Raw genomic sequence first — 13347 nt, 5'->3', positions numbered from 1 at the left:
ATTATATATGATCTTTTCTTTTCAGTGCCATCTCATCCAGTTCGTCCCGTGACGGGAAACTCTCAAGCTTAATTCCAAGCCTCAATCCCATATAGGAAAGAATTTCCTTTATCTCATTCAGGGACTTCCTTCCAAAATTTTTAGTTGTTAATATTTCCTGCTCTGTCTTCTGAACAAGTTCACCAATATATTTAATATCTGCGTTCTTTAAACAATTTGCACTTCTAACAGAAAGCTCCAGTTCTTCTACACTTCTATACAGGTTCTCATTAAAATCCTGTTTTTCAATCTGCTTTCCTTCTACTCCGTTCAAATCCTCTACATCTTCAAAGTTTATAAATATGCGCATCTGTTCCTTTAAAATCTTCGCCGCAAAAGAGAGTGCATCCAGGGGATCCACGCTTCCATTCGTCCAGATTTCCATAGTCAATTTGTCATAATCGGTTCTTTCTCCGACCCTTGCTGGGGTAACATTATAACTTACCTTTTTTATTGGCGAGAATACTGCATCTATCGGTATTGTTCCAATTGGTTCATTTTCACTATAATTCGACTCCGCATGCACATAGCCCCTCCCAATTCTTGCTTTCATGGTCATATATAATTTTGCTTCATCACTTAGTACGGCAATATAATGGTCAGGGTTCATGATTTCTACACTGCTGTCATGAATTATATCTCTCGCTCTAATTTCCCTTTTTTCTGCAATATCGATCTTCATTTCTTTCGGCTTATCATCGCTTATCCTTAAAATTACCCTTTTAAGGTTAAGTATTATCTCAGTAACATCCTCTTTGACACCTCTGATTGTAGAAAATTCGTGGTCAACACCATCAATCCATACTGAAGTTATAGCGCCACCCATAATAGATGAGAGTAGTATTCTCCTCAACGAATTTCCTATGGTTACGCCATAGCCTCGCTCAAAGGGCTCTGAAGAAAACTTTACATAATCACTCTCTTTTTTTTCTATTTCAATCTTTGTTGGCTTTATCAATTCCTGCCAATTTTTTTCAAACATATGCAGCACCCTCCTTTGGGGGTATAAAACTACCTTGAATAGTACTCTACTACAAGCTGTTCCTTAATAGGCATTGTAATATCTTCTCTTGAAGGCAACAGTCTTACTATTCCCTTCACACCGTCTTTATCTAATTCCAACCAGGAAGGAACTCCCCTCCTCACAACAGATTCAAGGGCGTTTTTTACACTCTGGAGATCTTTATTTCTTATTCCTATTTCATCACCTTCCTTCACAAAATACGAGGGGATGTTTACTTTTTTTCCATTAACGGATATATGATTATGCGATACAATTTGTCTCGCTTCTTTCCTCGACGTAGCAAATCCAAGTCTATAAACCATATTATCTAGTCTTCTTTCAAGTAGTATAAGAAAATTAGTTCCTGTTATTCCCGGCTTTCTCTCTGCAATTGTAAAAAATCTTTTAAATTGCTTTTCACCAAGGCCATATATTTTTCTCACTTTCTGTTTTTCTCTTAAACGGATACCATATTCAAGTGTTTTACTCCTTGTTTCAGCATGGGCACCTGGCGGATAATTTCTCTTTTCCATTGCACACTTTTCTGTATAACATCTTTCACCTTTGAGAAATAACTTACTAGCTTCTCTTCTACATAACCTGCATGATGGTCCAACATATCTTGACAAGGTTTTCCTCCTTACACTCTTCTTCTTTTTGGTGGTCTGCAACCGTTATGTGGAATCGGCGTAACATCTCTTATCAGATGTATCTTTAACCCTGCACCTTGAAGTGCTCGCAATGCAGCTTCCCTGCCGGCACCAGGCCCTTTTATAAACACATCTACCGTTTTCAATCCGTTTTCCATTGCCTTCTTCGCAGCATTTTCTGCTGCAAGCTGAGCTGCAAAAGGTGTGCTTTTTCTCGAGCCCTTAAAACCTACAACACCTCCACTCGACCATGAAACAACATTTCCCTGTGGGTCTGTAATAGTTATAATTGTATTATTAAAACTCGACTGGATGTATGCTTCACCAATCGGAATATTCTTTTTAACCTTTTTTTTAGTACTTTTTTTGATTTTGGCCATATGTGCTCACCTCATTTCTTTTTTTTCATAGACGTTTTTCTGGGGCCTTTTCGTGTTCTTGAATTTGTTCTTGTTCTTTGACCCCTCACCGGCAAGCCTTTTCTGTGTCTCAACCCTCTATAACAACCTATATCCATAAGTCTTTTTATATTTACACTTACTTCTTTTCGTAAATCGCCCTCAACTTTATAATCTCTCTCGATTATATCCCTTATTTTTGCTACCTCTTCTTCAGTTAACACATTGGTTCTTTTATTCGGATCAATAGTTGCTTCTGAGAGTATTTTACTGGACAAATGCCTACCTATACCAAATATATAGGTCAGAGCAACTTCTATCCTTTTATCTCTCGGTATGTCAACACCAGCGATTCTTGCCAAGTTTTACCTCCTTACCCTTGTCTCTGTTTATGCTTAGGATTATCGCATATTACTCTAACCACACCTTTTCTTTTAATAATTTTACATTTATCACATCTCTTCTTGACTGAAGGTTTCACCTTCATAACAACCTCCTATTTTACTCTATATATAATCCTGCCCCTATTTTGCTCTATATATAATCCTGCCCCTATTTTGCTCTATATATAATCCTGCCCCTGCTTAAATCGTAAGGTGACAATTCAACGATTACCTTATCACCTCTCAATATTTTTATATAATGCATACGCATTTTTCCAGATACATGGGCAAGCACTTTGTGTCCATTGGGCAGTTCCACCCGAAACATCGCATTTGGCAATGGTTCAATCACTGTTCCTTCTATTTCTATTCCTTCTCCTTTTGGCATATTCCCCTATATTTTGCTCAATATTTCAGGTCCATTTCCTGTAATTGCAACCGTATGTTCGAAATGGGCCGATAACGAGCCATCCTTTGTTGCTGCTGTCCATCCATTCTTCTTTATAATGACTTCTTTTTCACCCATATTAACCATCGGTTCAATTGCCAAAACCATTCCTTTTTTCAATCGGATTCCTGTATCTTTTTCGCCAAAATTGGGTATTTGTGGATCTTCGTGTAAATTTTTTCCAATCCCATGCCCAACAAATTCTCTTACTACCGAAAAACCCGCATTTTCAACACATGTTTGAACAGCATTTGATATATCGTGTAACCTATTTCCTTCCTTGGCCTCGTTAATTCCCTTGTAAAGAGATTCTTCTGTTACCTCAAGAAGCCTCTCTACCACTGAAGGTATCTTTCCTACACCTTTAGTCAATGCAACGTCACCACAAAAACCATCATAAAAAATGCCAAAATCAAGACTTACAATATCTCCATCCTTTATTATACGTTCATCCGGCATCCCATGAACAACTTCATCATTTACAGAAACACAAAGGCAAAAAGGATAACCATTGTAACCTTTAAAAGCAGGTTTTGCATTTTTTAATTTTTTTATTCTGTTTTCGCATAAAGCTTCAAGTTCTAGCGTCTTAATCCCTTCTTTAATAAACTCTTTTAAATAAAATAGTGTTTCAATCGCATATTTGCTTGCTGTTCGTATCTTCTCGATTTCTTGAGCATTTTTCAATAAAATCATGTTGCAACTATCAGCACCTTATCTTCTTCCCTTAATACGCGCAGATTTCTTGACAAGTCCATCATAATGCCTAAGTATAAGGTGGGACTCAATCTGCTGAATAGTATCAAGGGCAACTCCGACCACAATAAGAAGTGCTGTACCACCAAAATAAAAAGGAACATTAAACTTTTTTACAAGCAGGGTTGGAAGAACACAGACAAAAGAGATATATATCGCTCCAACAAAAGTTATCCTTGAAAGCACCTTCTCAATATATTCAGACGTTTTTTTGCCTGGCCTTATCCCAGGTAAATAACCTCCATATTTTTTCATGTTATCTGCAACATTATCCGGATTAAACACAATTGCAGTGTAAAAAAAACAGAAAAATACTATAAAACCTATATACATAAACTCATGCAATATAGTACCAGGAGTGAGTAGTTCTGCAAATTTTTTCATATATGGATGATTTATAAAGCTTGCAATAGTTGCAGGAAACATAAGTATAGATGAAGCAAAGATTGGCGGTATAACACCGGCAGTATTCACCTTCAAGGGCAAATGGGTTGCCTGTCCTCCGTATACCCTTCTTCCTACAACTCTTTTTGCATATTGAACAGGTATCCTCCTCTGTGATGTTTCCATAAAAATAATAAAGGCGATGACAGCCAGCATCATCGCAACAATTAAAATAATAACAAACCAGTTCATTTCACCGGAATTTACAAGGCTCATGGTGCCGGCTATTGCATTTGGCATCCTTGCAACAATACCGGCAAATATAATCAAGGATATACCATTCCCTATACCTTTTTCCGTAATCTGTTCGCCTAGCCACATAATAAAAGATGTTCCACCGGTAAGTGTAATCATGGTCATAAGTCTGAAGCCCCAACCAGGATTATACACAACAAGCTCTCCTGCTGCTCCGCGCATCTGCTCGAGCCCAATACTGATTCCAAAACCCTGTATAAGAGCGATAAGAACAGTGCCATATCTTGTATATTGAGTTATTTTCTTTTTACCGGCATCACCCTCTTTTGATAATCGTTCAAGCGTCGGTACCACAACTGTTAAAAGCTGTAAAATAATAGATGCACTGATATACGGCATAATCCCAAGTGCAAAAACAGAAAGTCGTTCTAATCCTCCACCGGCAAACATATCAAAGAAACCGAGTAGTGTGCCCTTTGCCCTTTCAAAAATTCCTGCAAGTACCTGCCCATCTATGCCAGGCGTAGGTATATGTACTCCAATCCTGTATACCGCAAGCAAGGCAAGTGTAATTATAATTCTACGCTTAAGTTCCGGGATCTTGCCAATATTCTGGAAGCCTCCCATTAAATCAATACCTCCACATCTCCGCCCTGTGCCTGAATTTTTTCAATAGCTTTTTTAGATGCCTTATGTACAGCTACTTTTATTGAAAAATCAATATTTCCATCAGATAACAACTTTATGCCTGATTTTATTTCCTTTACTAATCCTGTAGTAAAAAAATCCTCAATTTCCACCTTTTCTTTACCCTTAAATATTTCAAGATCTACTATTTTTACGAGCGCATACTCTTTTCTAAAAGGATTCCTGAACCCTCTCTTTGGGATTCTCCTTGTAAGAGGCATCTGGCCACCCTCAAACCATTTTCCCTTTGTACCTCCACTAGTTGCCCGCTGACCCTTGTTGCCATAGGTAGCTGTGGTACCGTGTCCGGAACCTGTGCCTCTTCCTACTCTTTTTCTTTTCTTTTTTGATCCCTCACATGGTTTTAAATCTGAAAGTTTCATCTATCGAACATCCTCCAACACCTTTACAAGGTGTATTACTTTTTTTACCATTCCTCTTATCTCGGGCGTATTTTTTACAACCTTTTCTTCATAAAGCCTTTTAAAACCAAGACTTTTTACCGTAGCCCTCATGTCCTTAGTACAGCTGTTAATGCTATGTATCCATTTTACTTTGAGATAAGACACCTTTTAAGCCTCCTCAACCTTAATTTTTCCTCGCTGCTTCAACGACATCTCAGGCGATTTTAACTCAGAAAGGCCTTTTATTGTGGCCTTCACAACATTATGATAGTTTCTTGAACCATAACACTTAGTAAGTATATTCGTTATGCCCGCCACCTCAACTACAGCCCTCACCGCCCTTCCGGCGATAACACCTGTTCCTGCACTTGCAGGTTTCATAAATACTTGACTTGTACCATACTTCGCTTTGGCTTCATGTGGAATCGTACCGTTCGAAACAGGAACTTCTACGAGATCCTTTTTTGCACGTTCTATTGCCTTACGAATTGCATCAGGCACTTCGTTTGCCTTTCCCAAACCATATCCTACATGACCATTACCATCACCAACCACAACTATTGCGCTGAAACTGAAACGCCTGCCGCCTTTTACAACCTTAGCAACACGATTTATATATACCAGCCTGTCCTGTAATTCAATTCCATCCACTTCTATGCGCCTTTTCTCAACCAATAGAAAGCCTCCTCTTAAAATATTAGACCGGCTTCTCTTGCCGCATCTGCAAGTGCCTTTATTCTGCCATGATATTTAAAACCGTTTCTATCAAAAACAACTTTTGTAAATCCCATTTCTATTGCCTTCTTACCGATACTTTCACCAATTCTTTTAGCTGCCTCTATGTTGCCACCATATTTGATCTGTGCCTTCACATCCTTATTCAGAGTGGAAACACCGGTCACAACCTTATCATGCACATCATCAATCAATTGCACGTAAATCTGGCTTAAGCTTTTATATACACAGAGCCTCGGCTTCTCCTGACTTCCAGCTACTTTCTTTCTAATTCTTTTTTTTCTTTTCAGTCTTGCTTCGGCTTTATCTTTTGTCTGCATTTTCTACTCCTTACTTCTTTCCTGTTTTACCTGCTTTCTTCCTTAATACTTCACCTGCATATTTTACACCCTTATTTTTATATACATCGGGTTTTCTAAGAGCCCTTATTTTTGCTGCAACTTCACCAACAAGCTCTTTATTTATACCTTTTATTGTTATTAATGTCTGCTTATCAACCTGTGCATTTATCCCATTTGGCAATGGAAATATTATTGGATGTGAATATCCGAGGTTAAATATAATGTTACTTCCCTGCAATTCAGCTCGATATCCAATACCAGCTATTTCAAGCTTTCTTTCAAAACCATTATGAACGCCTTCAACCATATTTGAAATTAAGGTTCTCATTAGGCCATGATATCCCTTTATTTTCTTTTCTTCACTTTTTCTCAGAACTGTTAAAATGTTTCCATCAAAGGACAGCTCTAATCCTTCAAGCAGCTTTCTATTCAATGACCCTTTTGGCCCTGATACTGTTATTTCATCATCCTTAAAAACCAGTTTCGCATCATCAGGCAATACAATAGGTTTTTTACCTATCCTTGACATACCACACCTCACCATACCAACAGGAGGGGTTCACCACCTGTGTTATTCTTCTTTGCATTTTTATTTGTCATCAACCCCTTCGAGGTTGAAAGAATCACAGTACCGTAACGTTTTGAAAGTTTTTGCATTTCATCGACCTTTGAGTATACCCTTCTTCCTGGTTTGCTGATTCTTTTCAAACCTGTAATCACACTTTGATTGTTTGCATCATAGTGTATATAAATCTTCAAAAACTTTTTCCTCATATCATCAACAAATATTTTATAATTTTTAATATATCCTTCTTCTTTCAATATCTTAGATATAGCCAACTTCATATTAGAATAAGGAATATCGACCGACTCATGGCGAGCCATTATCGAATTTCTTATCCTTGTAAGCATATCAGCTATAGTGTCACTCATTGACATACATGCCCCCTTACCAGCTTGATTTAGTTACTCCAGGAACTTCTCCTCTTAAGGAATAATTCCTTACACATATTCTACACATATGAAATTTTCCCAGATAACCCCTTGGTCTGCCGCATATAGCACATCTATTCCTGAATCTTGTGCTATATTTAGGAGTTTTTTTCCATTTCTCAATCATTGACTTTCTTGCCATCTACTCCTCCATCAAGTCCTGAAGGGCATACCCATAAGCTTTAAAAGCTCAAAACCCTCTTCATCTGTTTTAGCTGTTGTACCAATTGTTATATTCATACCCCTTGCCTTGTCTACTTTATCATAATCAATTTCAGGAAAAATAGTCTGTTCTCTTAATCCAAGAGTATAGTTTCCTCTTCCATCAAAGGATTTTGGGGAAACACCTTTAAAATCCCTCACTCTTGGAAGAACAATATAGACAAGTTTATGAAGGAATTCATACATCCTTTCCCGCCTGAGTGTTACCATACAACCTATCGACATACCTGCTCTTAATTTAAAAGAAGCGATAGATTTTTTCGCTTTTGTTATAACCGGCTTCTGGCCTGAGATCATTGCAATATCACCTGAAGCAGCATCAAGAGTCTTTACATTCTGAATTGCCTCGCCAACACCGATATTTATGACAATCTTTTCAATTTTCGGCAATTGCATAACATTTTTGTATTTGAATCTTTGCATTAACGCCGTTACTACTTCCTTTTCATAAAAATCCATATATGCCGTTTTCAACTAATGCCTCCTGCTTACTTATCAATAACCTCATTACATTTCTTGCAGAATCTAACTTTTTTCCCGTCTTCAAGTATCTTTTTGCCTATCCTTACAGGTTTGGAACATTTTTCGCAAAAAATCATTACATTTGAAACATGGATTAGACTCTCCTTCTCCATTACTCCGCCTTTTGTTTTCTGGCTTGGTTTCACATGTTTTTTTATCATGTTTACTTTTTCAACAATCAATCTATCTTTTTTCTTGGCAATTCTTAATACTTTTCCTGTTTTTCCTTTATCCTTACCTGTCTTTACCATAACAAGATCATTTTTCTTTACGTGATATTGCTTTTCCATATTATCCTCACACTACTTCGGGTGCCAACGACACGATCTTCATGAATTTCTTTGCCCGTAGCTCTCTTGCTACTGGTCCAAAAATCCTGGTTCCTATCGGTTCATTGTATTGATTTATTATTACAGCAGAGTTGTCGTCAAACTTTACATACGAACCATCTACTCTTCTGATTTCTTTCTTTGTTCTTACTATCACAGCTTTAACAACATCACCTTTTTTAACTTTTGAATTCGGGATCACTTCTTTTACAGAGGCTACAATAATATCCCCAACGGTTCCATATCTCTTTTTAGAACCCCCAAGGACCCTGATGCATCCTAATTTTTTAGCGCCTGAATTATCCGCAACCTCAAGTTTAGTTCTCTCCTGAATCATCCTTCACCACCTCTTCCTGAACAAGAATGGGCTCCACTTTTTTAATAATCGCTTTTACCAACCATCTTTTCTCTTTGCTTAATGGTCTTGATTCAACAATCAAGACTCTATCTCCCATTGAACATCTGTTCTCCTCATCATGTGCTTTGTATCTCTTTTTTGTACTGATATACTTGTGGTACATCGAATGCTTAAATGATCTTGAAACTTCTACTATTACCGTTTTATCCATCTTATTTTTAACTACCACACCTGTTATCTTCTTTTTGTTTGCGTCAGCTTTCAATTCCATGCTTAACCTCAAATTATAGTAAGCTTATAAATACTGCCTCTTTGCTGCTATCTTTTTCGAATAACAAACTTTCATTTATTATTAACTGTTTATCTGCTTATACCTGATAACTGTCTCTATTCTTGCAATATCTTTTTTTATTATAGCTATTCTTGCATTATTCTCAAGCTGACCGGTAGAATGCTGGAATCTTAAATTAAAAAGCTCCTCTTTAAAATCTTTTTTCCTTTTTTTGAGCTCCTCTGTTGTCAACTCTCTCAGTTCCTTAGCTTTCATTGTTCCTCACTTCTCGCAATAAATCTTGTTCCTATTGGAAGTTTAAATGATGCTATCCGTAAGGCTTCTTTCGCCTTATCTTCAGGGACGCCTTCTATTTCATACAGTACTTTTCCAGGCAATACAACGGCCACCCATCCTTCAGTACTGCCCTTGCCCTTTCCCATTCTCGTTTCAGCGGGTTTCTTTGTTATTGGTTTATCAGGGAATACGCGTATCCAAACTTTTCCTGTTCTTTTTACATACCTTGTAAGAGCAATCCTTGCTGCTTCAATCTGTCTTGCCGTAATTCTTCCGCATTCAACTGCCTGCAACCCAAAATCCCCGAAACTTACTTCGTTGCCTCTGCTGGCAGTACCTGTCATTCTTCCTTTTTGCTGTTTTCTATACCTGACCCTCTTAGGTGAAAGCATTACACTGCCTCCTGATACACTTCGCCTTTAAAAATCCACACCTTAACGCCTATGACACCATATTTTGTCTGCGATATTGCGAAACCATAATCTATATCAGCCCTGATTGTCTGAAGCGGAACGCGTCCCTCTCGATACCACTCTGTACGTGCCATTTCTGCCCCTGCCAATCTGCCTGCACACATTGCCTTAATTCCTTTTGCGCCGAATTTCATGGCCTGAGACACATTTCTCTTCATCGCTCTTCTGAAGGATACTCTTCTTTCAAGCTGCAACGCTACATTTTCTGCAACAAGCTGAGCGTCTACCTCGGGTCTTTTCACTTCGGTAATATTCAATATAACTTCCTTCTCCGTAATCCTCTGCAGTTCCTTTTTAAGATTTTCTACTTCTGCACCCTTTCTTCCGATAACAAGCCCGGGTCTGGCTGTAAATATATTCACCTTTACTCTTTTATCTTTATTGGCCGCTCTTTCGATCTCAACCCTGGATATACCTGCCTGGTGCAATTTTTCTTTCAGAAACTTCTTGATTCTGATATCTTCATGCAAAAAAATTGCATAATTTTTTGCTGCAAACCATTTAGAATCCCAAGTTTTAATTACTCCCAGTCTAAAACCATAAGGATGTGTCTTTTGACCCATTTAACCTCCAATATTAAGATTCATCCAGCACCAAGGTGATGTGGCTTAATCTCTTTCTTATCTTAGATGCCCTTCCCATAGCCCTCGGTAAAAACCGTTTCAACATTGGTCCACCATCGACTATTACATTCTTAACAAAAAGACTGTCTATATCCACATACTTTTTTTGCTTTGCATTGGCAATCGCACTATCAAGAAGTTTTTTAAGGATAAAAGACGCCTTTTGAGGCATATACATGAGAATACCTGTTGCATCATTGACGTTTTTCTTCTTTATAACTTCTCCTACAATTCTGACTTTTCGTGGAGAAATTCTTATCATTTTCGCTTTTGCCACAATTTCCATTTTATTTATTCCTTCCTTTTCACAACTTTTGCTTTCCTGTCTCCTGAATGGCTATGAAATATTCTCGTCGGAGAAAATTCGCCAAGCTTATGACCAACCATTTCCTCTGTCACAAAAACTGGTATAAATTTCTTCCCATTGTGAACTGCAAAAGTCAGCCCAATAAAATCTGGTGTGATAGTTGAACTTCGGTACCATGTTTTTATAACCTTTGAGCTCTTCGTCCCCTTTGCTGCTAAGGCCTTTTCAATTAACTTTTCATTTACGAATGGCCCTTTCTTTAAAGACCTTGCCACATGTACCTCCCTAACCTCTTAGCTTTATTATATATTTATCAGTTCTTTTATTTTTTCTTGTTTTTAAGCCTTTAGATAACTGCCCCCAGGGAGAACATGGATGCCTTCCGCCCTTTGATCTTCCTTCGCCGCCACCTAATGGATGATCTACGGGGTTCATAGCCGTTCCTCTGACAGTAGGTCTTGTACCTTTCCATCTTGTTTTGCCAGCCTTGCCTATAGTGACATTCTCGTGGTCAATATTTCCTACCTGTCCAATTGTCGCCATACAAGTTAAAAGTATGAGCCTTACTCCTCCGGATGGCAATCTTACATGTCCATACGCACCTTCTTTTGCCACAAGCTGTGCATAATTACCTGCACTTCGTGCAATCTGTCCACCTTTTCCTGGCTTCATTTCTACGTTATGAACAAATGTTCCGGCTGGGATATATTTTAAAGGAAGCGCATTTCCCTCATTTATTTCGGTATCCGATTTTTTACTTGCAATAATCACGGCACCAACTTTTAACTTAAGCGGTGCAAGAATATATCTTTTTTCACCATCAACATAATTTATAAGTGCAATGTTTGCAGATCTGTTCGGGTCATACTCAATGCTTGCAACTTTACCGGGAATTTCATATTTATTCCGCTTGAAATCTATAACTCTGTAGTTTCTTTTATGTCCACCGCCAATATGTCTTGTTGTTATCCTGCCATAATTATTTCTGCCGCCTGATCTTTTAACAGGTTCTAATAAAGATTTTTCCGGTTTATCCTTTGTAATCTCCTCAAAGGTATTAATGCTCATGAATCTTCTACCGGCAGATGTTGGCTTATATTCCTGTATACCCATTATGCACCCTCAAAAATAGCTATTTTGTCTTTTGGACTCAGTTTAACAACTGCCTTTTTCCAGTCAGGCTTTTTTCCTGAGAACTTTCCAACTCTTTTTGTTTTGCCTTGCATTTTCGCTACCTGCACTGAAACAACCTTTACCTTAAAAAGTTTTTCTATTGCCTTTTTAATTTCTATTTTATTTGTATCTCTTTGAACTTCAAAAACATACTGATTTCCTGTTTCTTTCAAAAAAGAACTTTTTTCTGTTATTATAGGTTTTATAATTATATCGTACTCAATCATTGTACCAGCACCTCTTCAACCTTCCGCAGAGCATCCAGCGTAAAAATAAGCTGTTCATGTTTTATTACATCGTATACGTTTAAACCGTCAGTTCTTAGTATTTTAACAAAAGGTATGTTTCTCGCTGATTTTTCGATAATTTCATCTTTTTTGTCAATAATAAAAAGTGGTTTTGTAAGTTTTAGAATATCAACTATTCCTTTAAATGTCTTTGTACTAAAATTTTCTAAGGCAAGTTTATCAAGTATCTTCATATTAGATTCTGTATATCTTACAGTTAAAGCTGATCTTAATGCACTTCGTCTTACTTTTTTAGGCACAGAATAGCTGTAATCTCTTTGATGTGGTCCGAATACAACACCACCACCCACTTGAATAGGCGCCCTTATATTCCCCTGTCTGGCTCTTCCGGTTCCCTTTTGTTTAAAAAGTTTTCTTCCGCTTCCTTTTACATCTTTTCGTGTTTTTGTCGATGCTGTCCCTCTTCTTCTCCCTGCAAGCTGCATTTTTACAACATCATGCATAAGATAGGTTTTAACCTCGACATTAAACACTTCATCCTTTATCTCAATTTCACCTATTTTTTCGCCTTTTATATCAAGCAAATCTGCCGTTGCCATTATAAACTCCTCAGGACTTTATTTCCACATCAACACCTGCTGCAAGTTCCAATTTCATCAGGGCATCTACTGTTTGTTGTGTCGGATCAACAATATCAATCAATCTTTTGTGTGTTCTCACTTCAAACTGTTCCCTCGATTTTTTATCAATATGCGGCGAACGTAACACACAAAATTTTTGTATTCTTGTTGGCAATGGAACAGGTCCAACAACATGTGCCCCGGTTTTCTTTGCAGCATCCACTATTTCTTTTACCGATTGATCAAGCAATCCATGATCAAAGGCCTTCAGGCATATCCTGATTCTCTGCCTCATCTTTTTCCCCTCTACTCTATAATCTCAGTGACAACGCCGGCTCCAACAGTCTTTCCACCTTCCCTTATAGCAAAACGGAGTTCTTTCTCAAGGGCAATGGGGGTAACAAGCTCAACAATGATAGTTACATTAT

The 13347-nt window shown here is 37.8% G+C and carries 29 protein-coding genes; all 29 read right to left on the bottom strand.

Translation table 11 applies throughout. The annotated features are described in order from the left end of the window. Position 1: 1 nt before the first annotated feature. Entirely contained in the window at positions 2 to 1021 is a 1020-nt protein-coding gene (locus NT010_12325) for a DNA-directed RNA polymerase subunit alpha (GenBank protein ID MCX5806828.1), read from the bottom strand. 29 nt (positions 1022 to 1050) lie between these two features. Then, positions 1051 to 1671, bottom strand: a complete 621-nt coding sequence (rpsD, locus tag NT010_12320) for a 30S ribosomal protein S4 (GenBank protein ID MCX5806827.1) — start codon at positions 1669 to 1671, stop codon at positions 1051 to 1053. A gap of 11 nt (positions 1672 to 1682) precedes the next feature. Further along, complete coding sequence (gene rpsK / locus NT010_12315; protein MCX5806826.1) at positions 1683 to 2072, bottom strand: 30S ribosomal protein S11; 390 nt, start codon at positions 2070 to 2072, stop codon at positions 1683 to 1685. Positions 2073 to 2083: 11 nt separating this feature from the next. After that, positions 2084 to 2452, bottom strand: coding sequence for a 30S ribosomal protein S13 (gene rpsM / locus NT010_12310; protein MCX5806825.1), 369 nt, complete (start codon positions 2450 to 2452; stop codon positions 2084 to 2086). An 11-nt stretch (positions 2453 to 2463) separates the two neighbouring features. Further along, entirely contained in the window at positions 2464 to 2577 is a 114-nt protein-coding gene (rpmJ, locus tag NT010_12305) for a 50S ribosomal protein L36 (GenBank protein ID MCX5806824.1), read from the bottom strand. A 65-nt stretch (positions 2578 to 2642) separates the two neighbouring features. Further along, a complete protein-coding gene (gene infA, locus NT010_12300) occupies positions 2643 to 2861 on the bottom strand; it encodes a translation initiation factor IF-1 (GenBank protein MCX5806823.1) in 219 nt (72 codons plus the stop codon). Positions 2862 to 2867: 6 nt separating this feature from the next. Continuing rightward, on the bottom strand, positions 2868 to 3617 hold the full coding sequence (gene map, locus NT010_12295) for a type I methionyl aminopeptidase (GenBank protein MCX5806822.1): 750 nt from the start codon (positions 3615 to 3617) through the stop codon (positions 2868 to 2870). A gap of 18 nt (positions 3618 to 3635) precedes the next feature. Next, positions 3636 to 4943 carry a preprotein translocase subunit SecY gene (gene secY / locus NT010_12290; protein MCX5806821.1) on the bottom strand — a complete coding sequence of 436 codons (1308 nt, stop codon included), beginning with the start codon at positions 4941 to 4943 and terminating at the stop codon, positions 3636 to 3638. After that, positions 4943 to 5386 carry a 50S ribosomal protein L15 gene (gene rplO / locus NT010_12285; protein ID MCX5806820.1) on the bottom strand — a complete coding sequence of 148 codons (444 nt, stop codon included), beginning with the start codon at positions 5384 to 5386 and terminating at the stop codon, positions 4943 to 4945. The genes secY and rplO overlap by 1 nt, the downstream gene beginning before the upstream one ends. Continuing rightward, positions 5387 to 5572, bottom strand: coding sequence for a 50S ribosomal protein L30 (gene rpmD, locus NT010_12280; protein ID MCX5806819.1), 186 nt, complete (start codon positions 5570 to 5572; stop codon positions 5387 to 5389). It abuts the gene before it with no gap. Between the two features lie 3 nt (positions 5573 to 5575). Further along, complete coding sequence (gene rpsE, locus NT010_12275) at positions 5576 to 6064, bottom strand: 30S ribosomal protein S5 (GenBank protein MCX5806818.1); 489 nt, start codon at positions 6062 to 6064, stop codon at positions 5576 to 5578. Positions 6065 to 6096: 32 nt separating this feature from the next. Then, positions 6097 to 6462 (bottom strand): 50S ribosomal protein L18, encoded by a 366-nt coding sequence (gene rplR, locus NT010_12270; protein MCX5806817.1) that lies wholly within the window; start codon positions 6460 to 6462, stop codon positions 6097 to 6099. Positions 6463 to 6472: 10 nt separating this feature from the next. Continuing rightward, positions 6473 to 7012 carry a 50S ribosomal protein L6 gene (gene rplF, locus NT010_12265; protein MCX5806816.1) on the bottom strand — a complete coding sequence of 180 codons (540 nt, stop codon included), beginning with the start codon at positions 7010 to 7012 and terminating at the stop codon, positions 6473 to 6475. Positions 7013 to 7020: 8 nt separating this feature from the next. Beyond that, positions 7021 to 7422 (bottom strand): 30S ribosomal protein S8, encoded by a 402-nt coding sequence (gene rpsH, locus NT010_12260; protein MCX5806815.1) that lies wholly within the window; start codon positions 7420 to 7422, stop codon positions 7021 to 7023. Positions 7423 to 7432: 10 nt separating this feature from the next. Further along, a complete protein-coding gene (locus tag NT010_12255) occupies positions 7433 to 7618 on the bottom strand; it encodes a type Z 30S ribosomal protein S14 (GenBank protein ID MCX5806814.1) in 186 nt (61 codons plus the stop codon). Between the two features lie 11 nt (positions 7619 to 7629). Further along, entirely contained in the window at positions 7630 to 8157 is a 528-nt protein-coding gene (gene rplE, locus NT010_12250; protein MCX5806813.1) for a 50S ribosomal protein L5, read from the bottom strand. Between the two features lie 29 nt (positions 8158 to 8186). Next, positions 8187 to 8510, bottom strand: a complete 324-nt coding sequence (rplX, locus tag NT010_12245) for a 50S ribosomal protein L24 (GenBank protein ID MCX5806812.1) — start codon at positions 8508 to 8510, stop codon at positions 8187 to 8189. A 7-nt stretch (positions 8511 to 8517) separates the two neighbouring features. Further along, complete coding sequence (gene rplN / locus NT010_12240; protein MCX5806811.1) at positions 8518 to 8886, bottom strand: 50S ribosomal protein L14; 369 nt, start codon at positions 8884 to 8886, stop codon at positions 8518 to 8520. Next, positions 8867 to 9178, bottom strand: a complete 312-nt coding sequence (gene rpsQ, locus NT010_12235) for a 30S ribosomal protein S17 (protein ID MCX5806810.1) — start codon at positions 9176 to 9178, stop codon at positions 8867 to 8869. Before rpsQ ends, rplN begins: the two co-directional genes overlap by 20 nt. Before the next feature lie 81 nt (positions 9179 to 9259). Beyond that, on the bottom strand, positions 9260 to 9454 hold the full coding sequence (rpmC, locus tag NT010_12230) for a 50S ribosomal protein L29 (protein ID MCX5806809.1): 195 nt from the start codon (positions 9452 to 9454) through the stop codon (positions 9260 to 9262). After that, positions 9451 to 9867: a 50S ribosomal protein L16 gene (gene rplP / locus NT010_12225; protein ID MCX5806808.1), complete on the bottom strand. Its 417-nt coding sequence runs from the start codon at positions 9865 to 9867 to the stop codon at positions 9451 to 9453. Before rplP ends, rpmC begins: the two co-directional genes overlap by 4 nt. Further along, positions 9867 to 10511, bottom strand: coding sequence for a 30S ribosomal protein S3 (gene rpsC, locus NT010_12220; protein MCX5806807.1), 645 nt, complete (start codon positions 10509 to 10511; stop codon positions 9867 to 9869). The genes rplP and rpsC overlap by 1 nt, the downstream gene beginning before the upstream one ends. 13 nt (positions 10512 to 10524) lie before the next feature. After that, a complete protein-coding gene (gene rplV, locus NT010_12215; protein MCX5806806.1) occupies positions 10525 to 10857 on the bottom strand; it encodes a 50S ribosomal protein L22 in 333 nt (110 codons plus the stop codon). A 5-nt stretch (positions 10858 to 10862) separates the two neighbouring features. Further along, positions 10863 to 11153 carry a 30S ribosomal protein S19 gene (gene rpsS, locus NT010_12210; protein ID MCX5806805.1) on the bottom strand — a complete coding sequence of 97 codons (291 nt, stop codon included), beginning with the start codon at positions 11151 to 11153 and terminating at the stop codon, positions 10863 to 10865. Between the two features lie 10 nt (positions 11154 to 11163). Beyond that, on the bottom strand, positions 11164 to 11991 hold the full coding sequence (gene rplB, locus NT010_12205; protein MCX5806804.1) for a 50S ribosomal protein L2: 828 nt from the start codon (positions 11989 to 11991) through the stop codon (positions 11164 to 11166). Then, positions 11991 to 12278 (bottom strand): 50S ribosomal protein L23, encoded by a 288-nt coding sequence (locus NT010_12200; protein MCX5806803.1) that lies wholly within the window; start codon positions 12276 to 12278, stop codon positions 11991 to 11993. The genes rplB and NT010_12200 overlap by 1 nt, the downstream gene beginning before the upstream one ends. Next, positions 12275 to 12898 carry a 50S ribosomal protein L4 gene (gene rplD / locus NT010_12195; protein MCX5806802.1) on the bottom strand — a complete coding sequence of 208 codons (624 nt, stop codon included), beginning with the start codon at positions 12896 to 12898 and terminating at the stop codon, positions 12275 to 12277. Before rplD ends, NT010_12200 begins: the two co-directional genes overlap by 4 nt. Positions 12899 to 12908: 10 nt before the next feature. Beyond that, positions 12909 to 13214 (bottom strand): 30S ribosomal protein S10, encoded by a 306-nt coding sequence (gene rpsJ, locus NT010_12190; protein MCX5806801.1) that lies wholly within the window; start codon positions 13212 to 13214, stop codon positions 12909 to 12911. 11 nt (positions 13215 to 13225) lie between these two features. Further along, on the bottom strand, positions 13226 to 13347 hold a 122-nt coding region (locus NT010_12185), incomplete at its 5' end, for an elongation factor Tu (GenBank protein ID MCX5806800.1).

This window comes from Pseudomonadota bacterium (assembly GCA_026388275.1).
In the GTDB taxonomy this organism is placed as follows: domain Bacteria; phylum Desulfobacterota; class Syntrophorhabdia; order Syntrophorhabdales; family Syntrophorhabdaceae; genus JAPLKB01.
Note: the sequence above shows the minus strand (reverse complement) of the source record. Positions and strands in the feature narration are given on the sequence as shown.

What these genes read in the sequence shown, in the direction of transcription:
- infA (MCX5806823.1), bottom strand. Translation starts at nt 2,861, where the DNA reads ATGCCAAAAGGAGAAGGAATAGAAATAGAAGGAACAGTGATTGAACCA.
- rplX (MCX5806812.1), bottom strand. Translation starts at nt 8,510, where the DNA reads ATGGAAAAGCAATATCACGTAAAGAAAAATGATCTTGTTATGGTAAAG.
- rplP (MCX5806808.1), bottom strand. Translation starts at nt 9,867, where the DNA reads ATGCTTTCACCTAAGAGGGTCAGGTATAGAAAACAGCAAAAAGGAAGA.
- rplE (MCX5806813.1), bottom strand. Translation starts at nt 8,157, where the DNA reads ATGGATTTTTATGAAAAGGAAGTAGTAACGGCGTTAATGCAAAGATTC.
- map (MCX5806822.1), bottom strand. Translation starts at nt 3,617, where the DNA reads ATGATTTTATTGAAAAATGCTCAAGAAATCGAGAAGATACGAACAGCA.
- rpsH (MCX5806815.1), bottom strand. Translation starts at nt 7,422, where the DNA reads ATGTCAATGAGTGACACTATAGCTGATATGCTTACAAGGATAAGAAAT.
- rplF (MCX5806816.1), bottom strand. Translation starts at nt 7,012, where the DNA reads ATGTCAAGGATAGGTAAAAAACCTATTGTATTGCCTGATGATGCGAAA.
- rpmC (MCX5806809.1), bottom strand. Translation starts at nt 9,454, where the DNA reads ATGAAAGCTAAGGAACTGAGAGAGTTGACAACAGAGGAGCTCAAAAAA.
- NT010_12325 (MCX5806828.1), bottom strand. Translation starts at nt 1,021, where the DNA reads ATGTTTGAAAAAAATTGGCAGGAATTGATAAAGCCAACAAAGATTGAA.
- rpsQ (MCX5806810.1), bottom strand. Translation starts at nt 9,178, where the DNA reads ATGGAATTGAAAGCTGACGCAAACAAAAAGAAGATAACAGGTGTGGTA.
- rplR (MCX5806817.1), bottom strand. Translation starts at nt 6,462, where the DNA reads ATGCAGACAAAAGATAAAGCCGAAGCAAGACTGAAAAGAAAAAAAAGA.
- secY (MCX5806821.1), bottom strand. Translation starts at nt 4,943, where the DNA reads ATGGGAGGCTTCCAGAATATTGGCAAGATCCCGGAACTTAAGCGTAGA.
- rpsK (MCX5806826.1), bottom strand. Translation starts at nt 2,072, where the DNA reads ATGGCCAAAATCAAAAAAAGTACTAAAAAAAAGGTTAAAAAGAATATT.
- rpsC (MCX5806807.1), bottom strand. Translation starts at nt 10,511, where the DNA reads ATGGGTCAAAAGACACATCCTTATGGTTTTAGACTGGGAGTAATTAAA.
- rplV (MCX5806806.1), bottom strand. Translation starts at nt 10,857, where the DNA reads ATGGAAATTGTGGCAAAAGCGAAAATGATAAGAATTTCTCCACGAAAA.
- rpmJ (MCX5806824.1), bottom strand. Translation starts at nt 2,577, where the DNA reads ATGAAGGTGAAACCTTCAGTCAAGAAGAGATGTGATAAATGTAAAATT.
- rplB (MCX5806804.1), bottom strand. Translation starts at nt 11,991, where the DNA reads ATGGGTATACAGGAATATAAGCCAACATCTGCCGGTAGAAGATTCATG.
- rplN (MCX5806811.1), bottom strand. Translation starts at nt 8,886, where the DNA reads ATGATTCAGGAGAGAACTAAACTTGAGGTTGCGGATAATTCAGGCGCT.
- NT010_12200 (MCX5806803.1), bottom strand. Translation starts at nt 12,278, where the DNA reads ATGATTGAGTACGATATAATTATAAAACCTATAATAACAGAAAAAAGT.
- rplO (MCX5806820.1), bottom strand. Translation starts at nt 5,386, where the DNA reads ATGAAACTTTCAGATTTAAAACCATGTGAGGGATCAAAAAAGAAAAGA.
- rplD (MCX5806802.1), bottom strand. Translation starts at nt 12,898, where the DNA reads ATGGCAACGGCAGATTTGCTTGATATAAAAGGCGAAAAAATAGGTGAA.
- rpsJ (MCX5806801.1), bottom strand. Translation starts at nt 13,214, where the DNA reads ATGAGGCAGAGAATCAGGATATGCCTGAAGGCCTTTGATCATGGATTG.
- NT010_12255 (MCX5806814.1), bottom strand. Translation starts at nt 7,618, where the DNA reads ATGGCAAGAAAGTCAATGATTGAGAAATGGAAAAAAACTCCTAAATAT.